The 18120-nt window shown below is 53.1% G+C and carries 15 protein-coding genes; 10 read left to right on the top strand and 5 right to left on the bottom strand.

Annotation, left to right across the window (positions count from 1 at the left end):
* The first annotated feature begins 162 nt into the window (after positions 1-162).
* Positions 163-1860, top strand: coding sequence for a cation:proton antiporter (locus LOC67_RS25970; protein ID WP_230265767.1), 1698 nt, complete (start codon positions 163-165; stop codon positions 1858-1860).
* 59 nt (positions 1861-1919) lie between these two features.
* Here LOC67_RS25970 and LOC67_RS25965 read toward each other — a convergent pair whose 3' ends face one another.
* Positions 1920-2750 (bottom strand): phosphoenolpyruvate hydrolase family protein, encoded by an 831-nt coding sequence (locus tag LOC67_RS25965; RefSeq protein ID WP_230265766.1) that lies wholly within the window; start codon positions 2748-2750, stop codon positions 1920-1922.
* A gap of 437 nt (positions 2751-3187) precedes the next feature.
* Between LOC67_RS25965 and LOC67_RS25960 the strand changes: the two genes are divergently transcribed.
* The 5 genes from LOC67_RS25960 (at position 3188) to LOC67_RS25940 (ending at position 7937) form a co-directional block, all read left to right on the top strand.
* On the top strand, positions 3188-3829 hold the full coding sequence (locus tag LOC67_RS25960; protein ID WP_230265765.1) for a thioredoxin family protein: 642 nt from the start codon (positions 3188-3190) through the stop codon (positions 3827-3829).
* A gap of 7 nt (positions 3830-3836) precedes the next feature.
* Positions 3837-5855 (top strand): ATP-binding protein, encoded by a 2019-nt coding sequence (locus tag LOC67_RS25955; RefSeq protein ID WP_230265764.1) that lies wholly within the window; start codon positions 3837-3839, stop codon positions 5853-5855.
* A 42-nt stretch (positions 5856-5897) separates the two neighbouring features.
* Complete coding sequence (locus LOC67_RS25950; protein WP_230265763.1) at positions 5898-6446, top strand: chemotaxis protein CheX; 549 nt, start codon at positions 5898-5900, stop codon at positions 6444-6446.
* 69 nt (positions 6447-6515) lie between these two features.
* Entirely contained in the window at positions 6516-6887 is a 372-nt protein-coding gene (locus LOC67_RS25945) for a response regulator (protein WP_230265762.1), read from the top strand.
* A 183-nt stretch (positions 6888-7070) separates the two neighbouring features.
* Positions 7071-7937 (top strand): methyl-accepting chemotaxis protein, encoded by an 867-nt coding sequence (locus tag LOC67_RS25940; RefSeq protein WP_230265761.1) that lies wholly within the window; start codon positions 7071-7073, stop codon positions 7935-7937.
* Between the two features lie 134 nt (positions 7938-8071).
* On the opposite strand, the gene LOC67_RS25935 is transcribed toward LOC67_RS25940, so the two are convergent.
* Positions 8072-8743, bottom strand: a complete 672-nt coding sequence (locus LOC67_RS25935) for an ABC transporter ATP-binding protein (RefSeq protein WP_230265760.1) — start codon at positions 8741-8743, stop codon at positions 8072-8074.
* Positions 8744-9021: 278 nt separating this feature from the next.
* Between LOC67_RS25935 and LOC67_RS25930 the strand changes: the two genes are divergently transcribed.
* The 4 genes from LOC67_RS25930 (at position 9022) to LOC67_RS25915 (ending at position 13767) form a co-directional block, all read left to right on the top strand.
* The gene (locus LOC67_RS25930) at positions 9022-10374 is read left to right on the top strand and encodes an enolase C-terminal domain-like protein (protein WP_230265759.1); all 1353 of its coding nucleotides are present in this window, start codon (positions 9022-9024) and stop codon (positions 10372-10374) included.
* Positions 10374-11603, top strand: a complete 1230-nt coding sequence (locus LOC67_RS25925; RefSeq protein WP_230265758.1) for an Nramp family divalent metal transporter — start codon at positions 10374-10376, stop codon at positions 11601-11603. The genes LOC67_RS25930 and LOC67_RS25925 overlap by 1 nt, the downstream gene beginning before the upstream one ends.
* A gap of 218 nt (positions 11604-11821) precedes the next feature.
* Positions 11822-11998, top strand: coding sequence for a hypothetical protein (locus tag LOC67_RS25920; RefSeq protein ID WP_230265757.1), 177 nt, complete (start codon positions 11822-11824; stop codon positions 11996-11998).
* On the top strand, positions 11995-13767 hold the full coding sequence (locus LOC67_RS25915) for a GspE/PulE family protein (RefSeq protein WP_230265756.1): 1773 nt from the start codon (positions 11995-11997) through the stop codon (positions 13765-13767). The genes LOC67_RS25920 and LOC67_RS25915 overlap by 4 nt, the downstream gene beginning before the upstream one ends.
* Positions 13768-13800: 33 nt before the next feature.
* Here the strand turns inward: LOC67_RS25915 and LOC67_RS25910 are convergent, their stop codons facing one another.
* From LOC67_RS25910 to pheT, 3 genes are all read right to left on the bottom strand, one after another.
* A complete protein-coding gene (locus tag LOC67_RS25910) occupies positions 13801-14730 on the bottom strand; it encodes a CDP-alcohol phosphatidyltransferase family protein (protein WP_230265755.1) in 930 nt (309 codons plus the stop codon).
* Positions 14731-14973: 243 nt separating this feature from the next.
* Positions 14974-16002, bottom strand: a complete 1029-nt coding sequence (locus LOC67_RS25905; protein WP_230265754.1) for a DUF4272 domain-containing protein — start codon at positions 16000-16002, stop codon at positions 14974-14976.
* 1 nt (position 16003) lies between these two features.
* Positions 16004-18037, bottom strand: a complete 2034-nt coding sequence (gene pheT, locus LOC67_RS25900) for a phenylalanine--tRNA ligase subunit beta (RefSeq protein WP_230265753.1) — start codon at positions 18035-18037, stop codon at positions 16004-16006.
* Positions 18038-18120 lie beyond the last annotated feature (83 nt).

Below are 18120 nucleotides of genomic sequence, written 5' to 3'. Positions count from 1 at the left end.
TCCGAGTAACGATTGCGTGTCTCCGCCGGGGTGCGATTTCGAAAGGTTCGGTCGCCCGCACGACGCACACAATTGGAGCAATTGCACTTCGCCAGACCTCCAGCCCCAGAAGCGATCTTCGCAGAGCCCCGCAATTCGCGAAATCGACTAAACTTTGCACCCATGGGAGACTTGCAAATTACCAGTACGATCGGCTTGTTGTTGGCCGCCTGCTTGGCCGCAGGCGTGTTCGCCGATCTCGTCCATCTGCCAAAAGTGACCGCTTACCTTTTGGTCGGATTGCTGGTCGGCCCCAGTGCTTTGGATTGGGTTCCCGAAGACCATGTGACGATTGTCGAGCCCCTTTTGAAGCTCGCGATGGCGTTGGTGCTTTTTAATCTCGGCTGCGAGTTTACGTTTTCCAAAGTCAGGCGTGTCGCTGCGCACTGCTTGATGATTTCCGCAGGCGAAATTTTCTTAACGCTGTTGTTCGTCGCTGTGGGGTTATTTCTGTTCGGTTGTACCGGCAGCATGGCTCTGCTACTCGGCTGCCTGGCGGTGGCCACGGCACCTGCGACAACGATTCTGGTGCTGAAAGAATTTAGGTCCGAAGGTCCCGTGACCGAAAGCACCGGATTTCTGGTCGCGATGAACAACTTCGCGTGCATCGTCCTGTTCGAATTCGCTTTCCTGACAATCGAGTATTCTCAAGGGAAGCTGCATACCGGTTTTGCCACGGAATTAATGAGCGTGATCGGCAACGTTCTCGGTTCAATCGTCCTGGGAATCGTAGCCGGCTTGGTTGTCAGTTATGGCTGTGGCTTTCTGAGCATGAAACGTTGGTTGGTGCTTTTGGTTGCTGCGATCACCTTCCTGTTGGGAATCGATGAAACATTCGAAGTTCCCTACATGCTGTCGTTCCTGATGATGGGAGTGACCGTTGCCAATACGTCGGACTACAAGCAGAAGATCGTTGACGAGCTGGACCACTTATCGGGCCTGCTTGCGGTCTTGTTTTTTGTCGCCCACGGAACCGAGCTTGATTTAGGGGCGTTTATCACCGCCGGTAAGCTTGGGGCGGTCTATATCGTTTTTCGTGTCCTAGGCAAATGGTTTGGTGTTTACCTTGCTGCCAAGGTGACGCGTCAACCACGCGAATTGCGTGATTGGGGTGGGGCCTGTCTTTTCGCCCAGGCGGGCGCGGCAATTGCATTGTCAACGATTGCTGTCGGCCGTGATGAGTCGCTGGGCAAACCGATTCAGGACATCATCTTGGGTTCCGTCGTTCTATTCGAAATTCTCGGGCCGCTTTGGATCCGGAAATCGTTGCTTCAGACCGGCGAAGTTCCTCTGGCCCAAGCGATTCACCACACCAGTCGGACTCCGATGGAGCAGCTTCGCAATGTGGTCGACCGTTTTCGATCGGCGCTGCGGCGGAGTGAACCGACCCCGGCTTCGATCAGCAAAGTCAAGGTCAGCGATTTGTTGCGAAAGACGAAAGGCATCCATCAGTCGGCTGATTTTGATCAAGTTGTCGACCATATCGAACACAGTCATGACAACACATACCCGGTTGTCGATGACAAACTTAGCGTCGTCGGCGTGATACGTTATCCGTTGCTAAGCGATGTTTTGTTTGATCATAGCGCGGCAAAATTAGTCCGCGCCGAAGACTTGGTCAGTGATTTGCAGTCGTACTTGCACATGGACGACCCGGCGACCAAAGCGTTCGAATTGTTTCAAGGTGAAACGGACGACTGTATTCCTGTTGTCAGTCGCGGTAAGCCTCACGAATTGCAAGGCGTTGTTCGTCGAAGTGATGTGATGCACGCGTTGATTACACAGCGACGAAAGAAATCGTCGCAGTCCGATTCTAGGTAGGGCAAAGTCCAACAGATCCGCCGACGAATCTTTGTATGACGGATCTATGCACGACGGATCTATGAGCGGCGGATCTCGGTAAAACGTCGGACTTGGTCTGTCAACGCGATCTCGGTTGGCAGTCGTTCCATCGAACTTGCGCCGTAAAATCCGTCCACAATCGACACGCGATCGAGAACATACTGGGCGTCTTCTGGCATCGCGATCGGACCGCCGTGGCATAGGACGATTGTGTCCTCGCGGACCGACTTGGCCGCTTCGGCGATCTCGCGGACACGGACAACACTGTCATCGAGTGTGAACGCTGTTTTTGCGCCGATCGTTCCGCTGGTCGTCAGGCCCATGTGGGCGACGATGATATCCGCACCCGCTTGAGTCAGTTGTTCGGACTGTTTCGCATCGAACGCGTAAGGGGTGGTTAGCAAATCCAAATCGTGCGCCGCGGCGATACATTCGACTTCGAGATCGAACCCCATGCCGGTCTCTTCGAGGTTCGCGCGGAAGGTTCCATCAATCAAGCCGACTGTCGGGAAGTTTTGTATGCCCGCAAAGCCGATATCTTTGAGCTCGCGCAAAAAACGGTTTCGAATCATAAATGGGTCGGTTCCGCACACCCCGGCAAGCACCGGAGTTTGCGTGACCGCGGTCAGGACTTCGTATCCCATCTCCTTCACAATCTGATTCGCATTTCCATAGGGCATCAGGCCTGACAGAGATCCTCGTCCGGCCATGCGGTAGCGACCAGAGTTGTAGATCACAATCAAATCGATTCCGCCAGCCTCTTCACATTTTGCACTAATCCCGGTCCCGGCACCGCCACCGATGATTGGAAGCCCATTTGCGATCTTGTTGCGAAGTCGTTGAAGGATGTCAGTTCGGCTCTCTGCCATGGCGTTATTCGGTTGGGGAGGGTGGGTGTTGTGTCAGTTCTCGGCAGACAGTTTATCGCTTTTGTTTTGCTCGCCAACGCATCTGATAGTGGTCAACCCATGGCGGCGACAGATCTTCCAATTGCGCCGTGGGGATTGTTGCTTATCGATTTGCCTCGCAAAGGTCAGTTGTTCATCAACGTGATGACATCGATCGCCATTCCATCTGCGTGACCGTTGTGAGCATCATCCGGCATCGCCTTCGAGTCAGCACGGCCTTCGAGTCCGGTTGGTTGCGGAGCACGGTGGATTCGAGGGTATTCCCTCGACCGAAGTACAACCATTTTGGTCGGTTTACCGTCGCCGAAAGCGCCGAGAGTCAACTTTTGTCCAAGGTAATACTGGGCCTCCTTTTAGGTGGCAGAAGAACTGTATTTGCTTTGGGTCAAATGGAGAGCATGGAGAGCACCACAGCATCAACTGAAAACACGCCAAGCGTTTTGCGCCGTATCACTGCGATCGGTGGAAAGTTCGCGATCGTTGTGTGGGCCATAGGCCTGAGCGTTGTGATTTCGGCATTGATGGTGGCTCACTGGGTCACACTGCCAATGCCGGAGATGGGAAGCCGCGTCAACGCCGGGTTGATCTCGGATGTTTCAGACCGAGATCAACGATTGCGAGTGATTCATGTGATGAATCTACAGTGTCCGTGTTCAAAACGAGTGCTGAGAACGTTGCTAGAACGAACGCCGATTAACGGTACTCACGAAAAGATCTTGTTTGTCGGCAGTGATCCCGAGTTTGACCGACAAGCGACGCAAAAAGGGTTCGCAACGGAAAGCGTCAAACATACAGAGTTGAAGGAGCGCTTCGGAATCGAGTCAAGCCCGATGATGCTAGTTGTCGACCACAGCGGCACAATTCGCTACAGCGGCGGCTATACATCGAGGAAGCAAGGTCTCGATGTTCAAGACGTTTCCATTATCAAGACATTGCTTGAAGGTCAATCTGTTGAGTCATTGCCCATCTATGGATGTGCGGTTTCGCGAAGCCTTCGCAAGGTTGTCGATCCTTTGCAATTGAAGTACGAACAGGAATAGACCACGAATGTTCTCCTCACTGGCTCGATACATTGTATTGCCTGCGGCCGTTTCGGATTTCGAAAACGACTACTTGGCGCGCATCAATCGTGTTTTCACGATCGTTCTAGCCTGCCATCTGCCGATTTTTGCTGCGATCGCGTACTTCAACGATACCGACGCGATTGATGCAGTGGTCCTCACAACTGCTGTGTTGGCAGGACCGCTAACCGCATTGTGGACATTCAAATCTCGGCGAGCGGTTTCGGTCGTCATCGGTATCTCGGCGATGTTCATGGGCGGTTTGCTTGTGCATTTTGGACAGGGGCCGGTGCAGATCGAGATGCACTTTTATTTCTTCGTATTGATCGCACTGTTGGCCGTGTTTGCAAATCCCACAGTGATTTTGGCTGCGGCAACAACGGCGGCACTGCATCACCTGCTCCTTTGGTATTGGTTGCCGTCAAGTGTGTTCAACTATGACGCGCCGATTTGGGTGGTCGGCGTCCATGCGGCATTCGTCGTTTTGGAATCGATCGCGGCGGTCTTTATCGCACGTAGTTTCTTCGACAACGTTATCGGCTTGGAAAAGATTGTCGCAATGCGAACGTCCGAGCTTGAGGCTCGCAACGACGACATGCGAATGATCCTCAATTCGGTGGATCAAGGATTCTTGACGATTGATCAACATGGCTCGATCCAAGAAGAGCGTTCCAAAGCGGTCGAGGTCATGCTTGGTGAAATCAAGCCAGGCGAGACGTTGATCGATGTGATCGAACGCCACGACCGAAAGGCAGCCGAGTGGCTCGCATTCGGACTCGAGGAAGTCTTCGAAGGGATCATGCCTGTCGAAGTAACGTTGGACCAGCTTCCGACCCGGTTTGAGAATGCGGCGAGCACGTTTTCGATCGAATACTACCCGATCGAACCGACAGAGCCAGAACACCTAACTGTCGTTGTGACGGATATCACTTCGGAAGTTGAACGCCAAAAACTAGAAGCTGAAAGTCGCGAGCTGATTCGGATGCTCGACGGCATCACAAAAGACCGCAGCGGATTCTTGGAGTTCTTTCACGAGTCTTCTGAACTGATCGACGGATTGCGAGAAAACCAGCATGTCGATCTAGCAGTCACCAAACGCAAAATCCACACGCTCAAAGGAAACGCGGCCATCTTTGGCATCGAACGCTTAGCTGACGCGTGCCACAACATCGAGTCTGCTCTTGCCGAGTCGGGGGAAATGTCTGAAGGCGCGATCTGGTCAGAGCTATTCGAATGCTGGACGCATGTCCGAGCAAATTTAAGACGTCTGATCAGCGACACTGATGACGAGTATCGTCTCACGGATGATCAGTACAACCAACTGCTTTTACGCATCCTCAATCGTGAACCCGCCGAGAACTTGGCTCCATTGGTCGCCGCTTGGAAGCTCGAACCGACAGACGTTCGCCTGAAGCGTATTGCGACACAGGCAAAGCGAATGGCAAAGCAACTGGAGAAAGGGAACATCGATGTTCTCGTGCGATCAGGAAGCCTCCGTACCGAACCGAAACATTGGTCGCCGTTCTGGTCCGCGCTCGTTCATGCGATTCGCAACGCTGTCGACCACGGTTTGGAGCAAGTCGAAGATCGGCAACTGATGGGGAAAAGCGATTTCGGAACGATCATTTTGGAAACCGCGATCAAAGACGAGCGATTTGTGGTTTCGATCTCGGACGATGGAAAGGGAATCGATTGGGATCGGGTGGCGAAACTTGCCCAGGATCGTGCCCTACCATTCCAAACCGATGACGACCTCGTAAACGCTTTGTTCGCGACTGGGCTTAGCACTTCAAAAACAGTGACGTCGATCAGTGGCAGAGGGATCGGCATGGGCGCGTTGAGGCAAGCGACCGAGTCGCTAGGCGGTTCAATTGAAGTTGAGAGCCGAAAGGGTGAGGGAACCTGTTATCGATTCATTTTCCCCGCCGATGCGATGGCGCCCGAAACGTGCCAGTTGTTAGCTTCGCACGGCATCGATTTAGACCTGCTTATCTCGGCAGCTTGAACTGCATGAGTACCAATATTATTCGACTGGAGGTGACCAAAGATGCGTTCAGCTTCTCAGATCATTGACGAAGAATTCACCAATGCTGTGGTCGAACTGTTCGAGTTCTATTCGGATTCGGCAGTTAAACCGCAGTTCCTTGATCGTGTGGCGTCTGCGGAACTTCTTCGCAAAGAGGCAGACAACTACGCACGGTCCAACGAAATGGTGACTTCATCGATCGGCCTTTGCGGAGATCAGGTTCGCTGCTCGATCGGTCTGCTTTCGAATGTCGACACGATCAACGCCTTGTGCCAAGGGTTAGCGGACAGTCCGACTGATTGGGTCGGTGAACTGACCAACCAGTTGGCCGGAAGGTTTAAAAATAATCTCGCTGCATTTCACGTGGACTGCCAGATGGGATTGCCCGTTTCTGTTCAGGGTTTGCAACTTGGCTTCACCACCGGTTGCAGTGAGCAAACCATCCTTGCCGTGCAGATGAGCTTGGGAACAGTCATCGTATTGCTGCACGTCAACATCACAGATGATTCAAGTTGGGAGCACCATCCTGACCTTGTCTGTGCTGATGAGGGAAGTCTGCATCTTTTCTAGTCGGCGTGCTCTTTTGTGTAAGCCAGAGTTTTACGAATCCATTTTCCTACATACCCCCATTTAGACGCCATGAGTACTAACGTCCTAGTTGTTGATGATTCGGCGACCGTTCGCCAGCAGGTGTGCGCGGCACTTTCCCAAGCGGGGTTAAGTGTGAGCGAAGCTGTTGATGGCGTCGACGGAGTTGCAAAAATCAAAGCAGGGTCCGTTGATTGCGTTGTCTGCGATGTCAACATGCCGAACAAGAATGGCATCGAGATGGTCGCGGAGGTCAAGAAAGATATCAAGTTCGCGAGCCTGCCGATCATCATGCTGACGACCGAAGGTGCCAAAGACTTGATCGCCAAAGCGAAAGCAGCCGGCGCGTGTGGATGGATCGTTAAACCATTCAAAGCCGATATGCTTGTCGCAGCGGTGAAGAAGCTGACCAACACCAACTGAACAGTTCCCGTGTCTACAACCGCAGGGTCTCGTTCGATCAACCCATGAGATTTCCGTCGTTTGATTAGATACGAAAGACGAACAAGGTAGAGTATGTTCGGTTTTTCAAAACTTACAGCCTCATTCGGGCAAATCGCTTTCTGTCGGAAAGTGACTTCTCGTATCATGAAAGATATGGAGAAGATGCGTTCGACGACAGAAGACGCAGCGCTCAATATTGGCGAACTATTGATCTCGATCGTCGACGTTGCGACGTCCGGAAACGACGAGCTGCGCGAATCGTTGGCTCGATTTGTTCGCGCCGAAAGCGGTGAGGCGAAGGATGGTGAATCTGCTGACGCCGAGGATCGCACCATTTCCGAAGCCATTGAACATCAGTCGGAAATGATCGAAGCATTGGTCAATCGCGTCGAAGACTGCTTTTCAAAGCAACTTGAACTCGTTCGTATGGCAAACCAAACGTCGCGACGGATCCACGATGCGGCAAAACAAACAGCCCACTTGATGAAGAAAAGCCAGGTGTTGGCTTTTAACGTTCAGATCGAAGCAAGTCGCCTTGGGGGGGAACAAGGTCGCGCATTCGCCGTGCTTGGCGAAGAAATGAAATCGTTCAGCGAATGTGTTGAAGAAGCCAATCATACGATCGCCGATTCTGTCGCCGAGTTCGTCGAAGGGATGCCAAAGCTGGAAGCCGAGACCGTATCTATTGCGGAATCGTTGTCAGAGTTTTCGGATGAATTCCGAGCAGAGATGACCGACGTGCGACGCGAAACGCAGTCGATATCCACACTGCTCAGTCGGGTTCTCGAATCGACCGAAAGCCGCAACAACGACATCCTTAAACGGTCTCGCGATACACTTTCTTATCTGCAGTTCCAGGATCCAGTTGCGCAAGGCTTAAAACGGGCTGAGCATGACATCCAAAAACTTGTAGCCTTGTTCGAAAACCGGAAGGTTGTCGACGATAACTTGGCAGACATCGTGCAAGACGTCGGAAACGATGGTCAAGAAGAAGAGCACGTTGACGCCGGCGAGGTCTTGCTGTTCTAGTTTATTCCGTTGTCGTTTCATGCAACGGCGTGAAGGCAAGTGTCATAAGTAGTTTTGAAGACTTCGCATTGCCGATCTAGCTGGATTCATTCGCGGTTGATTTCGCAAAGCGATTGAAGCCACTTGCCAGCATCTTATTCAACCAACTTGCCATCGAGCAATTCAAAACGGCGATCCATCGCGTTGGCAAGCGTTTCGCTGTGTGTGACGCAAATCAAAATTGATCCATTCTGCTTTTGCAAACTCTGCAAGACTTCTGTGACGGATTCAGCCGTCCTGCGATCCAGATTTCCAGTCGGTTCATCCGCCAGGATTAATGAGGGGCTCATCAATAACGCCCTGGCAATCGCAACCCTTTCCCGCTCGCCGCCGGAAAGCATGCTCGGCAAATGCTCAATCCGCTCCGCAAGACCGACTGATTGAAGTAACTCGTGCGCACGTTCGACCAATGGGTCCGTGGCACGACCGCCGGCAAGCGTTGGAACAAGAACGTTTTCGATCACCGAAAGGTGCGGCAAAAGATGATGGTCTTGAAAGATGAATCCGATCTTTTGATTTCGCCAATGTGCGACTTGCTTGTCGTCGAGCAAGAACGGATCTTCACCATCGACTTTAACGGTGCCAGCGTCGGGGCGATCCAGCGTTCCCAGTATTTGCAGTAGGGTGCTCTTTCCGCTGCCGCTGGGGCCGACGATGGCAAGCGACTGGCCACCGGTGACATCCATATTGACGTCGCGAAGGACATGCAGTGGTTCACCTGCTGACTGAAACGTGCGACGGAGATGTTCGACGTGCAAAGTCGTCATAGGATTCTGTTCGATCGAGGGATGGTATTGCTGAATCTTAGCGGAAAGCAAAGCCTTCATCGACCACCAAGACCGGTTCGGGTTTTGACTTCGGCGCTTGTTTCTGCAGCCAGCCGTCAATGGTCTTGCTACGGATCGGATGTAATGTTTCTCCCCGCTATCGGGTGAAAGTCAGCATAATTGCCGCATGGATAGGCCGGATCGATCACCTGTGAAAGCCTGCAGCTGTAAACTCGTCACTTCCAATCAAATTAAAACAGCTCGATCAATACAAGACGATGAAGCAGACGGATATTCGGATCACTGATGTACGTATCAGCTACGAAAATTTTGACTATCGAACGGTGATGAAGTTCGGGGGAGTTGCCGTTGACAAAGCCACCGTGCTGAATGTGCATATCGACGTCGTGACTCGAGACGGCAAACAGGGGCAAGGATTCGGATCGATGCCTTTGTCGAACATCTGGGCGTATCCATCGAAACAGCTTTCCTACGACGAAACGCTCGGTGCGATGACGAAGTTGGCTGAACGTTTTGAGGCGATTGCGAAAGCGTATAGCGAGTTCGGGCATCCCGTCGATTTGGGTGTGGCTCTGGAACATCAGTTCCTTGACTGTACCAACCAGCTATCGACAGAGCTTCAATTGGCAGACCCCATTCCAAAGTTAGCTGCATTGGTGACGGCAAGTCCTTTTGACGCAGCCATTCACGATGGGTTTGGAAAGGTTCATGGTTTGAATTGCTACCGCACTTATGGCACACAATGGATGAGCCATGATGTTGGGCACTACCTGGGCGACAGCTACAAAGGCGAGTGGATCAGCAGTTACGTCAGCGAAACTGTCAAGCCATCGATGCCTTTGTACCACTTGGTCGGAGCATTGGATCCGCTCGATGATCAGGAAGTTCAGTCGCCAACGGGTGACGGTTTGCCGGACACGCTTCCGCAGTGGATTCGCCACAACGGGCTGACTCATATGAAGATCAAGCTCAATGGCGACGATGTTCAATGGGATGTCGAAAGGGTGGTCAAAGTTGATCGGATTGCTGCCGAAGTTCAGGCCGAACGAGGTGTTGGTCAATGGTACTACTCACTCGATTTCAATGAGCGTTGTCCCAATGTTGATTATTTGATTGAAGTGCTGCGTCGTGTCAAAGAGTCCTCTCGGTTGGGCTTTGATCGAATCCAATATGTCGAACAGCCAACAGCGCGAGACCTGAAAGCCTATCCGGACAACAAGATGCATCGAGCGGCGGAATTGAAACCGGTCGTTATCGATGAATCTTTGACCGATCTGGAAACATTGTTGCTGGCACGGGAAATGGGCTACACCGGCGCGGCACTGAAGGCATGTAAGGGGCAATCGCAATCGTTGTTGATGGCCGTCGCGATCAAGAAACTTGGCATGTTCTTGTGTGTGCAAGACCTGACATGTCCAGGGGCTTCACTGATTCATTCCGCGGGATTGGCAGCTCATATTCCCGGCGTCGCGGCGATTGAATCAAACTCACGCCAATACTGTCCGGTCGCGAATGAAGGTTGGGACTCAAGGTTCCCAGGTATCTTTGCTGTTCGAAATGGCTCGATGGATACCAGTTGTTTGGACGGTCCAGGTCTGGGAGCGGTGTGATGAACGAAGTTGCCTCGCCTTCGAAATCAACTTGGGTCAATCGAATCGGACCGGGTCTTGTGACGGCATGTGTTGTCATCGGACCGGGAAGTATTCTGACCAGTTCGAAGGTCGGGGCGCAAGCAGGATATTCCAATCTATGGGTCATCGTGGTCGCCGTGGGGATGATGATGACTTATGTCACGATGGGAATGAGGTTGGGTGCCGTTACCAACGTATCAATCGCCCAATTGGTGCGGGACCATCTCCATCCGGCCGTGGCTGTCGTCATCGGCGTGACGGTCTTTTTTATCGCATCAGCATTTCAGTTTGGGAATAACCTGGGAACGCAAGCGGCGTTGTCGTCGTATTTCGATTCGAATTATTGGCCACTGGTTCTAAACGGCATCGTCTTGATGATCCTGTTCGGGTTCGCGAACCTTTACAAAGTTCTTGAACGCTTGATGGCTTGTTTCGTCGGCATCATGCTGTTGGCATTTACGATCAACCTTGCATTTGCCCGTCCCAGTGTGACCGAAGTGGCACGCGGCTTGGTGCCACTTGATGGCATCGAATTGGAATTGCCGCTGCTAGGATTGGTCGGAACGACGTTCGTTATTAGTGCGGCGTACTACCAGTCATACTTGGCTCGATTCAAAGGTTGGACGCCAGCAAATTTGCGAGATGGAGTCGCCGATGCGGGGTTGTCAGCGATCATCATGGGGTTGATCTCTGCGATGATCATGGCAACGGCTGCCGCTGTGTTGCGTCATCGCGAGCTGGAAAGTGTTGGTGAAGTGGCTGACGCCCTTGTCCCGCTATTTGGAGAGAAGGGGCGAGTGATCTTTTGTGTCGGACTGTTTGCAGCGGCTTTCTCATCGTTCATTGTTAATTCGATGATCGGTGGCTTCATCCTGTCCGACGCACTTCGTTGGGGGGACCGTCCGGATCAAAAGGCTCCCAAAGCACTGACTGCGGCAGTGTTGTTGATTGGAATGGTGGTCGCGATGTATGTCGTGATGACCGGCGTGCGCCCTTTCACAGCGATTGTCGCGGCGCAAGCTCTGACCGTGATCGCATCGCCGCTAATTGCAGGTACCATGTTGTATCTATGCAATTTAAGAACTGTCATGGGTGAGTATCGCAACGGCTGGATGTTGAACACGCTGGCCGTTCCGGGATTCATTGTCCTTGTCGGCATCTCTTTTTACACGCTGACCCAAAAAGTCTGGCCAGCGATCGCGGGCTAGATAAGAACTAGACAAGAACTCGACGAGCCGTGCTGGCTTGTTTCGCAAGGCGGGGAAACCCTCAGGCATTCTCTGTTCTTTTCGATGCCTTGTTCTTCGTTGTAAGCCAACCTCTTGAAAAACAACTGTGTGACGGCAAGAGGACATCGAAACGTCAGGCATCAAGTTTAGGGATATCACTCGGCCAGGCACGGAAGAGTATCAATGATGTTCCAAAAATGAAAAGGCGAAGTCAGGCAGACGGCAATCGAGCTAGCTTTAAAGTGTTCGATTCGCATCCCAAGGACGCGCCCGATGCAGGTTGGTCATCGGAATCGAACGACATGGGACTGTGGACGGTCCAGTCAGAAAACGGACAAGGCGAACATTTGGAAAAAGGGCACTCCAAATCATGAAAGCTGTTAACTCTTCTTCCACAGCAACCGCGAGCAGCCAGCGTCACCCTCTGATTATTCAGTTGCTCGATCGGCTTGATCGCTTGGATCCTGAACGCTTGGAAGATCTTTGGCAGTCGGTAGGCAAAGATAATTGCACTGTCGAAGAATCGATCATCCGGTGTGGCTTAGCTTCGGAAACTCAAATCGCGAGCTGCTACTCGGAGCACTATTTAGTTCCGCTGTTCGATCCTCCGATCAATGCCGCTCCGCCAATTGATCCTTCGATCGCATCAATATTGCCCTATCGCCTATGCCGTGATCATCTCGTTGCGCCACTAAACGATGATGGAAGCATTTTAGAGGTCGCGGTATTTGCTCCAGATTCATTGCTGTTGGCGGATGAGGTTCGCTTGTTGACCGGACGCCAGATGCGCCCCATGTTCGCTCCCCTGACGGTCGTCGAACGGTTGCTCAACGTGCTTTATCAGGGTGCGGAGTGGACCGATCCGATTCCGGCAATGAGCGATATGGATTTCGAAGAGATCGATGACGACGAGTGTGATGAGGAAGATGACGTCGCGGTTGCCGAAAGCGAAGTTCTGCATCTTGATCAATCACCACCGCCTGGCCGAGACGGACGAATCATCGGCTATGTCAACGGATTGTTTGAACAAGCCCTGTCGCTTGCGGCGACGGATATTCATCTGGAGTGCTACGAGACGTCCTGTCGTGTTCGATTGCGGATCGATGGCGTCTTGACTGAGATCTCGCCTCCTCCCGTCGCTTTAGTTCAAAACGTCACCAACCGACTGAAGATTCTTGCACAGATGAACGTGGAAGAACGGAAGTTGCCGCAAGACGGTGTGATCACGGTCCGGTTTGGTGATGACCGAGTCAATCTAAGGATGAGCACCTGTCCGACGATCAACGGCGAAAATGTCGCCATGAAAGTCTTAGACAAAGCTGCAGTTCCATTGGATCTATCGAAATTAGGTTTGACACGTCGACAACGCAAAGACCTGATGGAGTCAATTCGTTGCCAGAGCGGGCTGATGCTTGTCACAGGACCAACGACTTGTGGCAAGACCACGACGGTGTATTCCTGTTTGGAATCGCTCAATGATGCCGAAACGAATCTTTGTACTGTCGAAGATCCTGTTGAGTTTCGCATCGACGGAATCAATCAAATGCAGACCCATTCGCAGGATGGGTTCGGCTACGTCGAAGCAGCCAAAGCTTTGCTGCGGCAGGACCCAGATGTCTTGATGGTCGGCGAGTTACCCGATCATCAGACCGCGGACGTTTGTATGCGAGCATCAATGGCCGGGCGGGTGGTTCTATCCACCATGCACACCGAAGATGCGATCGGCGCGATCGTACGACTACAGGACATGGGGATCGAAGCTTATCGATTGGCTGACGCTTTGCGGGTCATTGTTGCCCAGCGTCTCATTCGACGGCTTTGCGATGAATGCAAAGTTCCCTACCACTTGGATCAAGAAATCAGCCAGCGTTATGGAATTCCAGGCGATCTGCAAGTGTTCCGAGCCGTCGGGTGTGACAAGTGTCGAAAAACGGGTTATCGAGGACGCGTCGCCGTGTTCGAAGTGATTCGAATTAACGATCAACTTCGGCAGATGATCCTGGCTGGCGAAAGCAGCGGCGCGATGAAGGAGTTTGCCGTCAAGAAAGGGATGAAGCTACTGGCTCAAAGTGCGATGGATAAGGTCGTCGATGGCCTGACCAGTTTTGACGAAGCCGTTTGTTTGTACAACGAACGTCGTTAACAATCGAACTTTGGAACTGCCCAAATCGCAATTCTAGTCGCCGTGGTGATGTGCCATCTCAGACGGTGGATCGGCCTTTGATTTCATCAGTAGCGATTTCAGTGGCGTTCCGAACGAGTAGTAGCAGAACGCGATCGGTAGCACCATCCAGTGAATAAAGATCGCGACGACAACCACAAAGAGCGCTTGGCCGATCTGATGTAGCGATCGTTTGCCTTGCGCATACTGGGCTACCAAGTGCGGGTATTGGAATCGCGAAACCATCAGGTACGCCAAAACACCCGCAAGACTTGGGATGATGTAGTGTGAGGCGATCAGAACCTTTTCAGCGGCCAACTGAACGTGCTCTGAATACGATGCTTCTTCGGCGATGCTTTTAAGTTCTGGCATCGCAAGTGCGAACGCGGCGAGTGTACCCGCAGCGGCAGGACTGGGCAGTCCTTCAAAAGTTTCGTGAGTGTCGTCTTCGCCTGTTTCGACATTGAATCGCGCCAGGCGAATTAAAACGCAAAGCGTGAATAGAACACCGCAAGCCCACAAAAAGCGTTGCGGTAAGGCGTCGCTGATGCGCCAAATGATGACTGCCGGTGCGGTTCCGAAAGTGACCGCATCGCAAAGACTATCGAGTTGCCCTCCGAATTCGGTTTCTTGACCGGTCATTCGCGCGGCCGAACCATCGAGTGCATCGAACAACATCCCGCCAAAGATCAGCAGTCCCGACGCAAATAGCTTTTGTTCCAAGGGCCAGTTCAGCTCTGGTCCGCTAACCGCGACGGCAATGGCACCTAAACCGCACATCCCATTGCCGAGCGTCAACATCGTCGGAAGCACCGCAAGCATGAGCTTTCGGCGTTGTCGACGTTTTTGTCTCCGAAAGTCCTTTCGGGACATGGGGACCAAGTCTGGGTCTTCGACACCGAGATCTTCTGGTTTGGGACGCAATTCGCCTTTCAGTTCGCTCATCGCCAAACCCTAAAAATGGCATTCATTGGAACAGGTGACAGGTGGTGTTGGTGGCATTCGATACTAATCAGACGCTCAAGGGACCAGTCTTCTTCCGTCTTTTTGCGGATGGCAACCGCTTTCTCACTTTTGGCGAGGATGATGTCTGGCTGGGTCCATGCGCGATATCCCAGTTTCTTCAGCCGGCCTGAAAATGCGGGTCAAGCATTTTCGTTGCATCGCCACAATCGGCGATGGGAGAAATCAGCTGGGAATGTCGACGTCGTCCCACTCTGCATTTTCGAAGCAAGTCAACCAGTTTAGCGTGTGTTGCCGTTCCGCTACCACGCCGCCTTCGAGCCCTGCAGGCGGATCGACGTTGTCGACGGACGCTTGGCGGGCCGCCCACAGCAGCCGAAAGTTCAGATCGAGAGCGTCCAGAATCTGATCGGTCGGTCGCAGGGTCGCTGCGGAAACCAACTCCCTAGGTTGGACCGACATCATCAGTTTAGCGGCGGCGGGAACATCGCAAATCGTATCAGGAAATGGCAGCGCCGCGGCCAAGCCCATCGCCCACTGCAGTGCCGCCAGTGACTCATAACGCCAGCCCGCAGCGGAGACATCCTCGCTGCTGGGAGATTCGTTCTCCATGAAAGCCTGTTCCCAGGGCGTCAACGCTTGGAACGCCAGTGGCTGCTTAGCACGCAAGGTTTCGACCGGAATCGGTTCTTCTGTCGCCAGCGATTCGGCGCGGACCGCGACGATAAACAAAGCCAGTGCACGCCACGCAACTTCATCAGCCGGTCTTAGCTGGACTTCTGATTCAGCAACAACTGGCGGAAGCGTTTCCGGCGTATCGATTTGCCGGTTGCGTAGCTGTATTTCAGACTGTGCCTTGCGGCTTCGCGCATCCACTGGAAAAGGCAATTGCGCCTTGGGGTCCGGCTGCATCGTTTCGCGATCGACCAATACTGCTCCGTTGGGGTCGCGGATGTTTCCATCCGGCAGGAAAAGGACCGCGTTGAATTCCCAAGCCCAAGGCGCGATCGCTTCCAAGTGTTCGGCATCGACTTCAAAAGCCAGGATGACGTTCGTGCGTTGCAGGTGCCGGCAGACGCCGTAGACGGATTGGCTAATTTCACCGCCCGACTGCTCAAAAATCTGTGAAACCATCTCGATGAGATGCTGGTCAAATCCGGGCGTGGACGGATCGCGACGCATCGCGGGCTGATGCGGGAAGTCAGGCCAAGACGCATGACGGTTGGTGCAGTAAGCAAATACTTGAACGGGCATCTTAACCCAGCAGTTCGGCGCCGAGTTCGCTCTTGCACTTTCCGATCACCGCTTGGACCAAGGCGTCAGCCTCATCACCGCTAAGTGTGGCGTCATCCTTTTGCAGCTGTACGGTCATCAGAATGCGTTTCTTGTCTTTGCCGTCACGCTCGGCATCACGATAAGTTTCGCGGTAGGTCACCGCTTTTAGTTGTTCCCCGACGGCAGAGCGAACAATGTTTTCAAGTTCGCTCCAGCGAATCGATTCCTTCATGACGAAGTTCAAATCGCGTTCGACGCTGGGGTACATGCTGACCGATTGCTGCTGCGGAACGAGCTGAGCATGTTTCATCAGCGTCGACATCGAAAGTTCACAAGTGACAACGTTGCCAGGCAGCTTCCACTGTTTCAGCGTTTTTGGTGCAACGACGCCAAGGTAGCCCAGGCAGTCGTCGCCCAGTGATAGTTCGACAACTTGGCCTTCGACGAACCCGCTTAGTTGCCGAGGTTTGATACCGAACGCGGTACCGATTCCCATCGATTCACAAAGCGTTTCGACTGCACCTTTGACAACGAAGAAGTCTTCACCGGAAACCATGCCGACGCTGTAGTGTTCGTCTGGTAGGCCTTCGGGGGATTCGTCAGGCAGGTACACATGAGCCATCTCGAACAAGTTCGCTTCGATGGATGCCGATGCCCAGTTGTTTGCTCGCGCTTCCAACAAGCTTGGCAGCAGAGAGCGGCGAATGGTCTTGGCACCTTTCAGCATCGCTGTCTGGGTGACCAAAGCGGGGCGATCGGTCCAAGGTGAAAGCGATTGATCCAAAACCTGCCGGACAACGCTGGGTGTCATCGCTTCGCTGTAACCAGCGGCGGTCAACGTGTGGCGGATCTTTTCGGCCGCGACGTCGAACGCCCGTTTACTGCTGGGGGCGACGGGGATCGGGCTGTCTTCGGGAATTTTTTCGTAGCCGTGAACACGCGCGACTTCTTCGATCAGATCGGCTTGGCGGGTCAGGTCATGACGCCAAGACGGCGGCACAAAGCTGCCTTCGTCGCTGGTGATCTTTGTCTTCGTTTCGCAGCCGAGCGCGTTGAGGATACGAGTGGTATCGTCGGCCGAAATCTTAATTCCGAGGATCCGTTCGATTTCCGAAAGTCGCAAGACGATCGGCGGGTTCGGTGAGATCTCGGGTGCGGTATCAATGATCCCGTCAGCGACGGTTCCGCCCGCGACTTCGGCGATCAATTCACAGACACGGCGGCTGGCCCAATCGACTCCGACCGGATCGACACGACGTTCGAAACGGTAGGACGATGGGCTATGCAGTTTTAAAGCCCTTGCCGATCGACGTACGAACAATGGGGTGAAGATCGCGGCTTCGATAACGAGGTCGGTTGTTGATTCGGTGACTTCCGAATCGGCACCACCCATGACACCGGCGACCGCACAGGCGCGTTCTTGGTCCGCGATCACGCAGGTCGACGAATCGAGTTCGTACTGGCGATGGTCGATCGCCGTGATGATCTCTTTCGGTTGGCCTGGCCGAATGACAATCTGTTGCCCGGTCAGTTTTGCGTAGTCAAAAGCGTGAAGCGGCTGCCCACATTCCATCATCACATAGTTGGTCGCATCGACGATGTTGTTGACGCTTTGTGGGATTTCGACCGACTGATCTTTGTTGCGTCGCCAGAAGACTGACCGCAATGCTTCGACGAGCCAGTCCGGGCTGGGACCAACCTTCACGCCTTGAATTACACGTGCGGTATAGCGAGGGCAGGCTTCGACAAATTGGTTGTCAACCTTTAGTAGCGTTCCGACATCGGTCGACGAGGTTTGTAGCTTGGGTTCAGGCGTCTTCAGATCCAGATCGAACAAGACCGCGATTTCGCGGGCGACACCGATGTGCCCCAAGCAATCACCGCGATTACTGGTTACTTCCAAGTCGATGCAATAGTCGCCTTCAACCAACGCCGGGTTCTCTTTCCAAGAATCCGTTTCTTCGTGATTGAGTCCGCTAAGGCTAAGCTTGGTCTCCAATTCGGATCGGTCCATCGACAAGTCGACGTAGCGGCTTAGCCAGTTCCAGGAAACCAACATTTGAGATCTGAGATCGCTAGTGGAGTGAGGTTATCAGG

Source organism: Stieleria sp. JC731 (assembly GCF_020966635.1).
GTDB lineage: Bacteria > Planctomycetota > Planctomycetia > Pirellulales > Pirellulaceae > Stieleria.
This window is presented reverse-complemented; position numbering and strand designations above follow the sequence as displayed.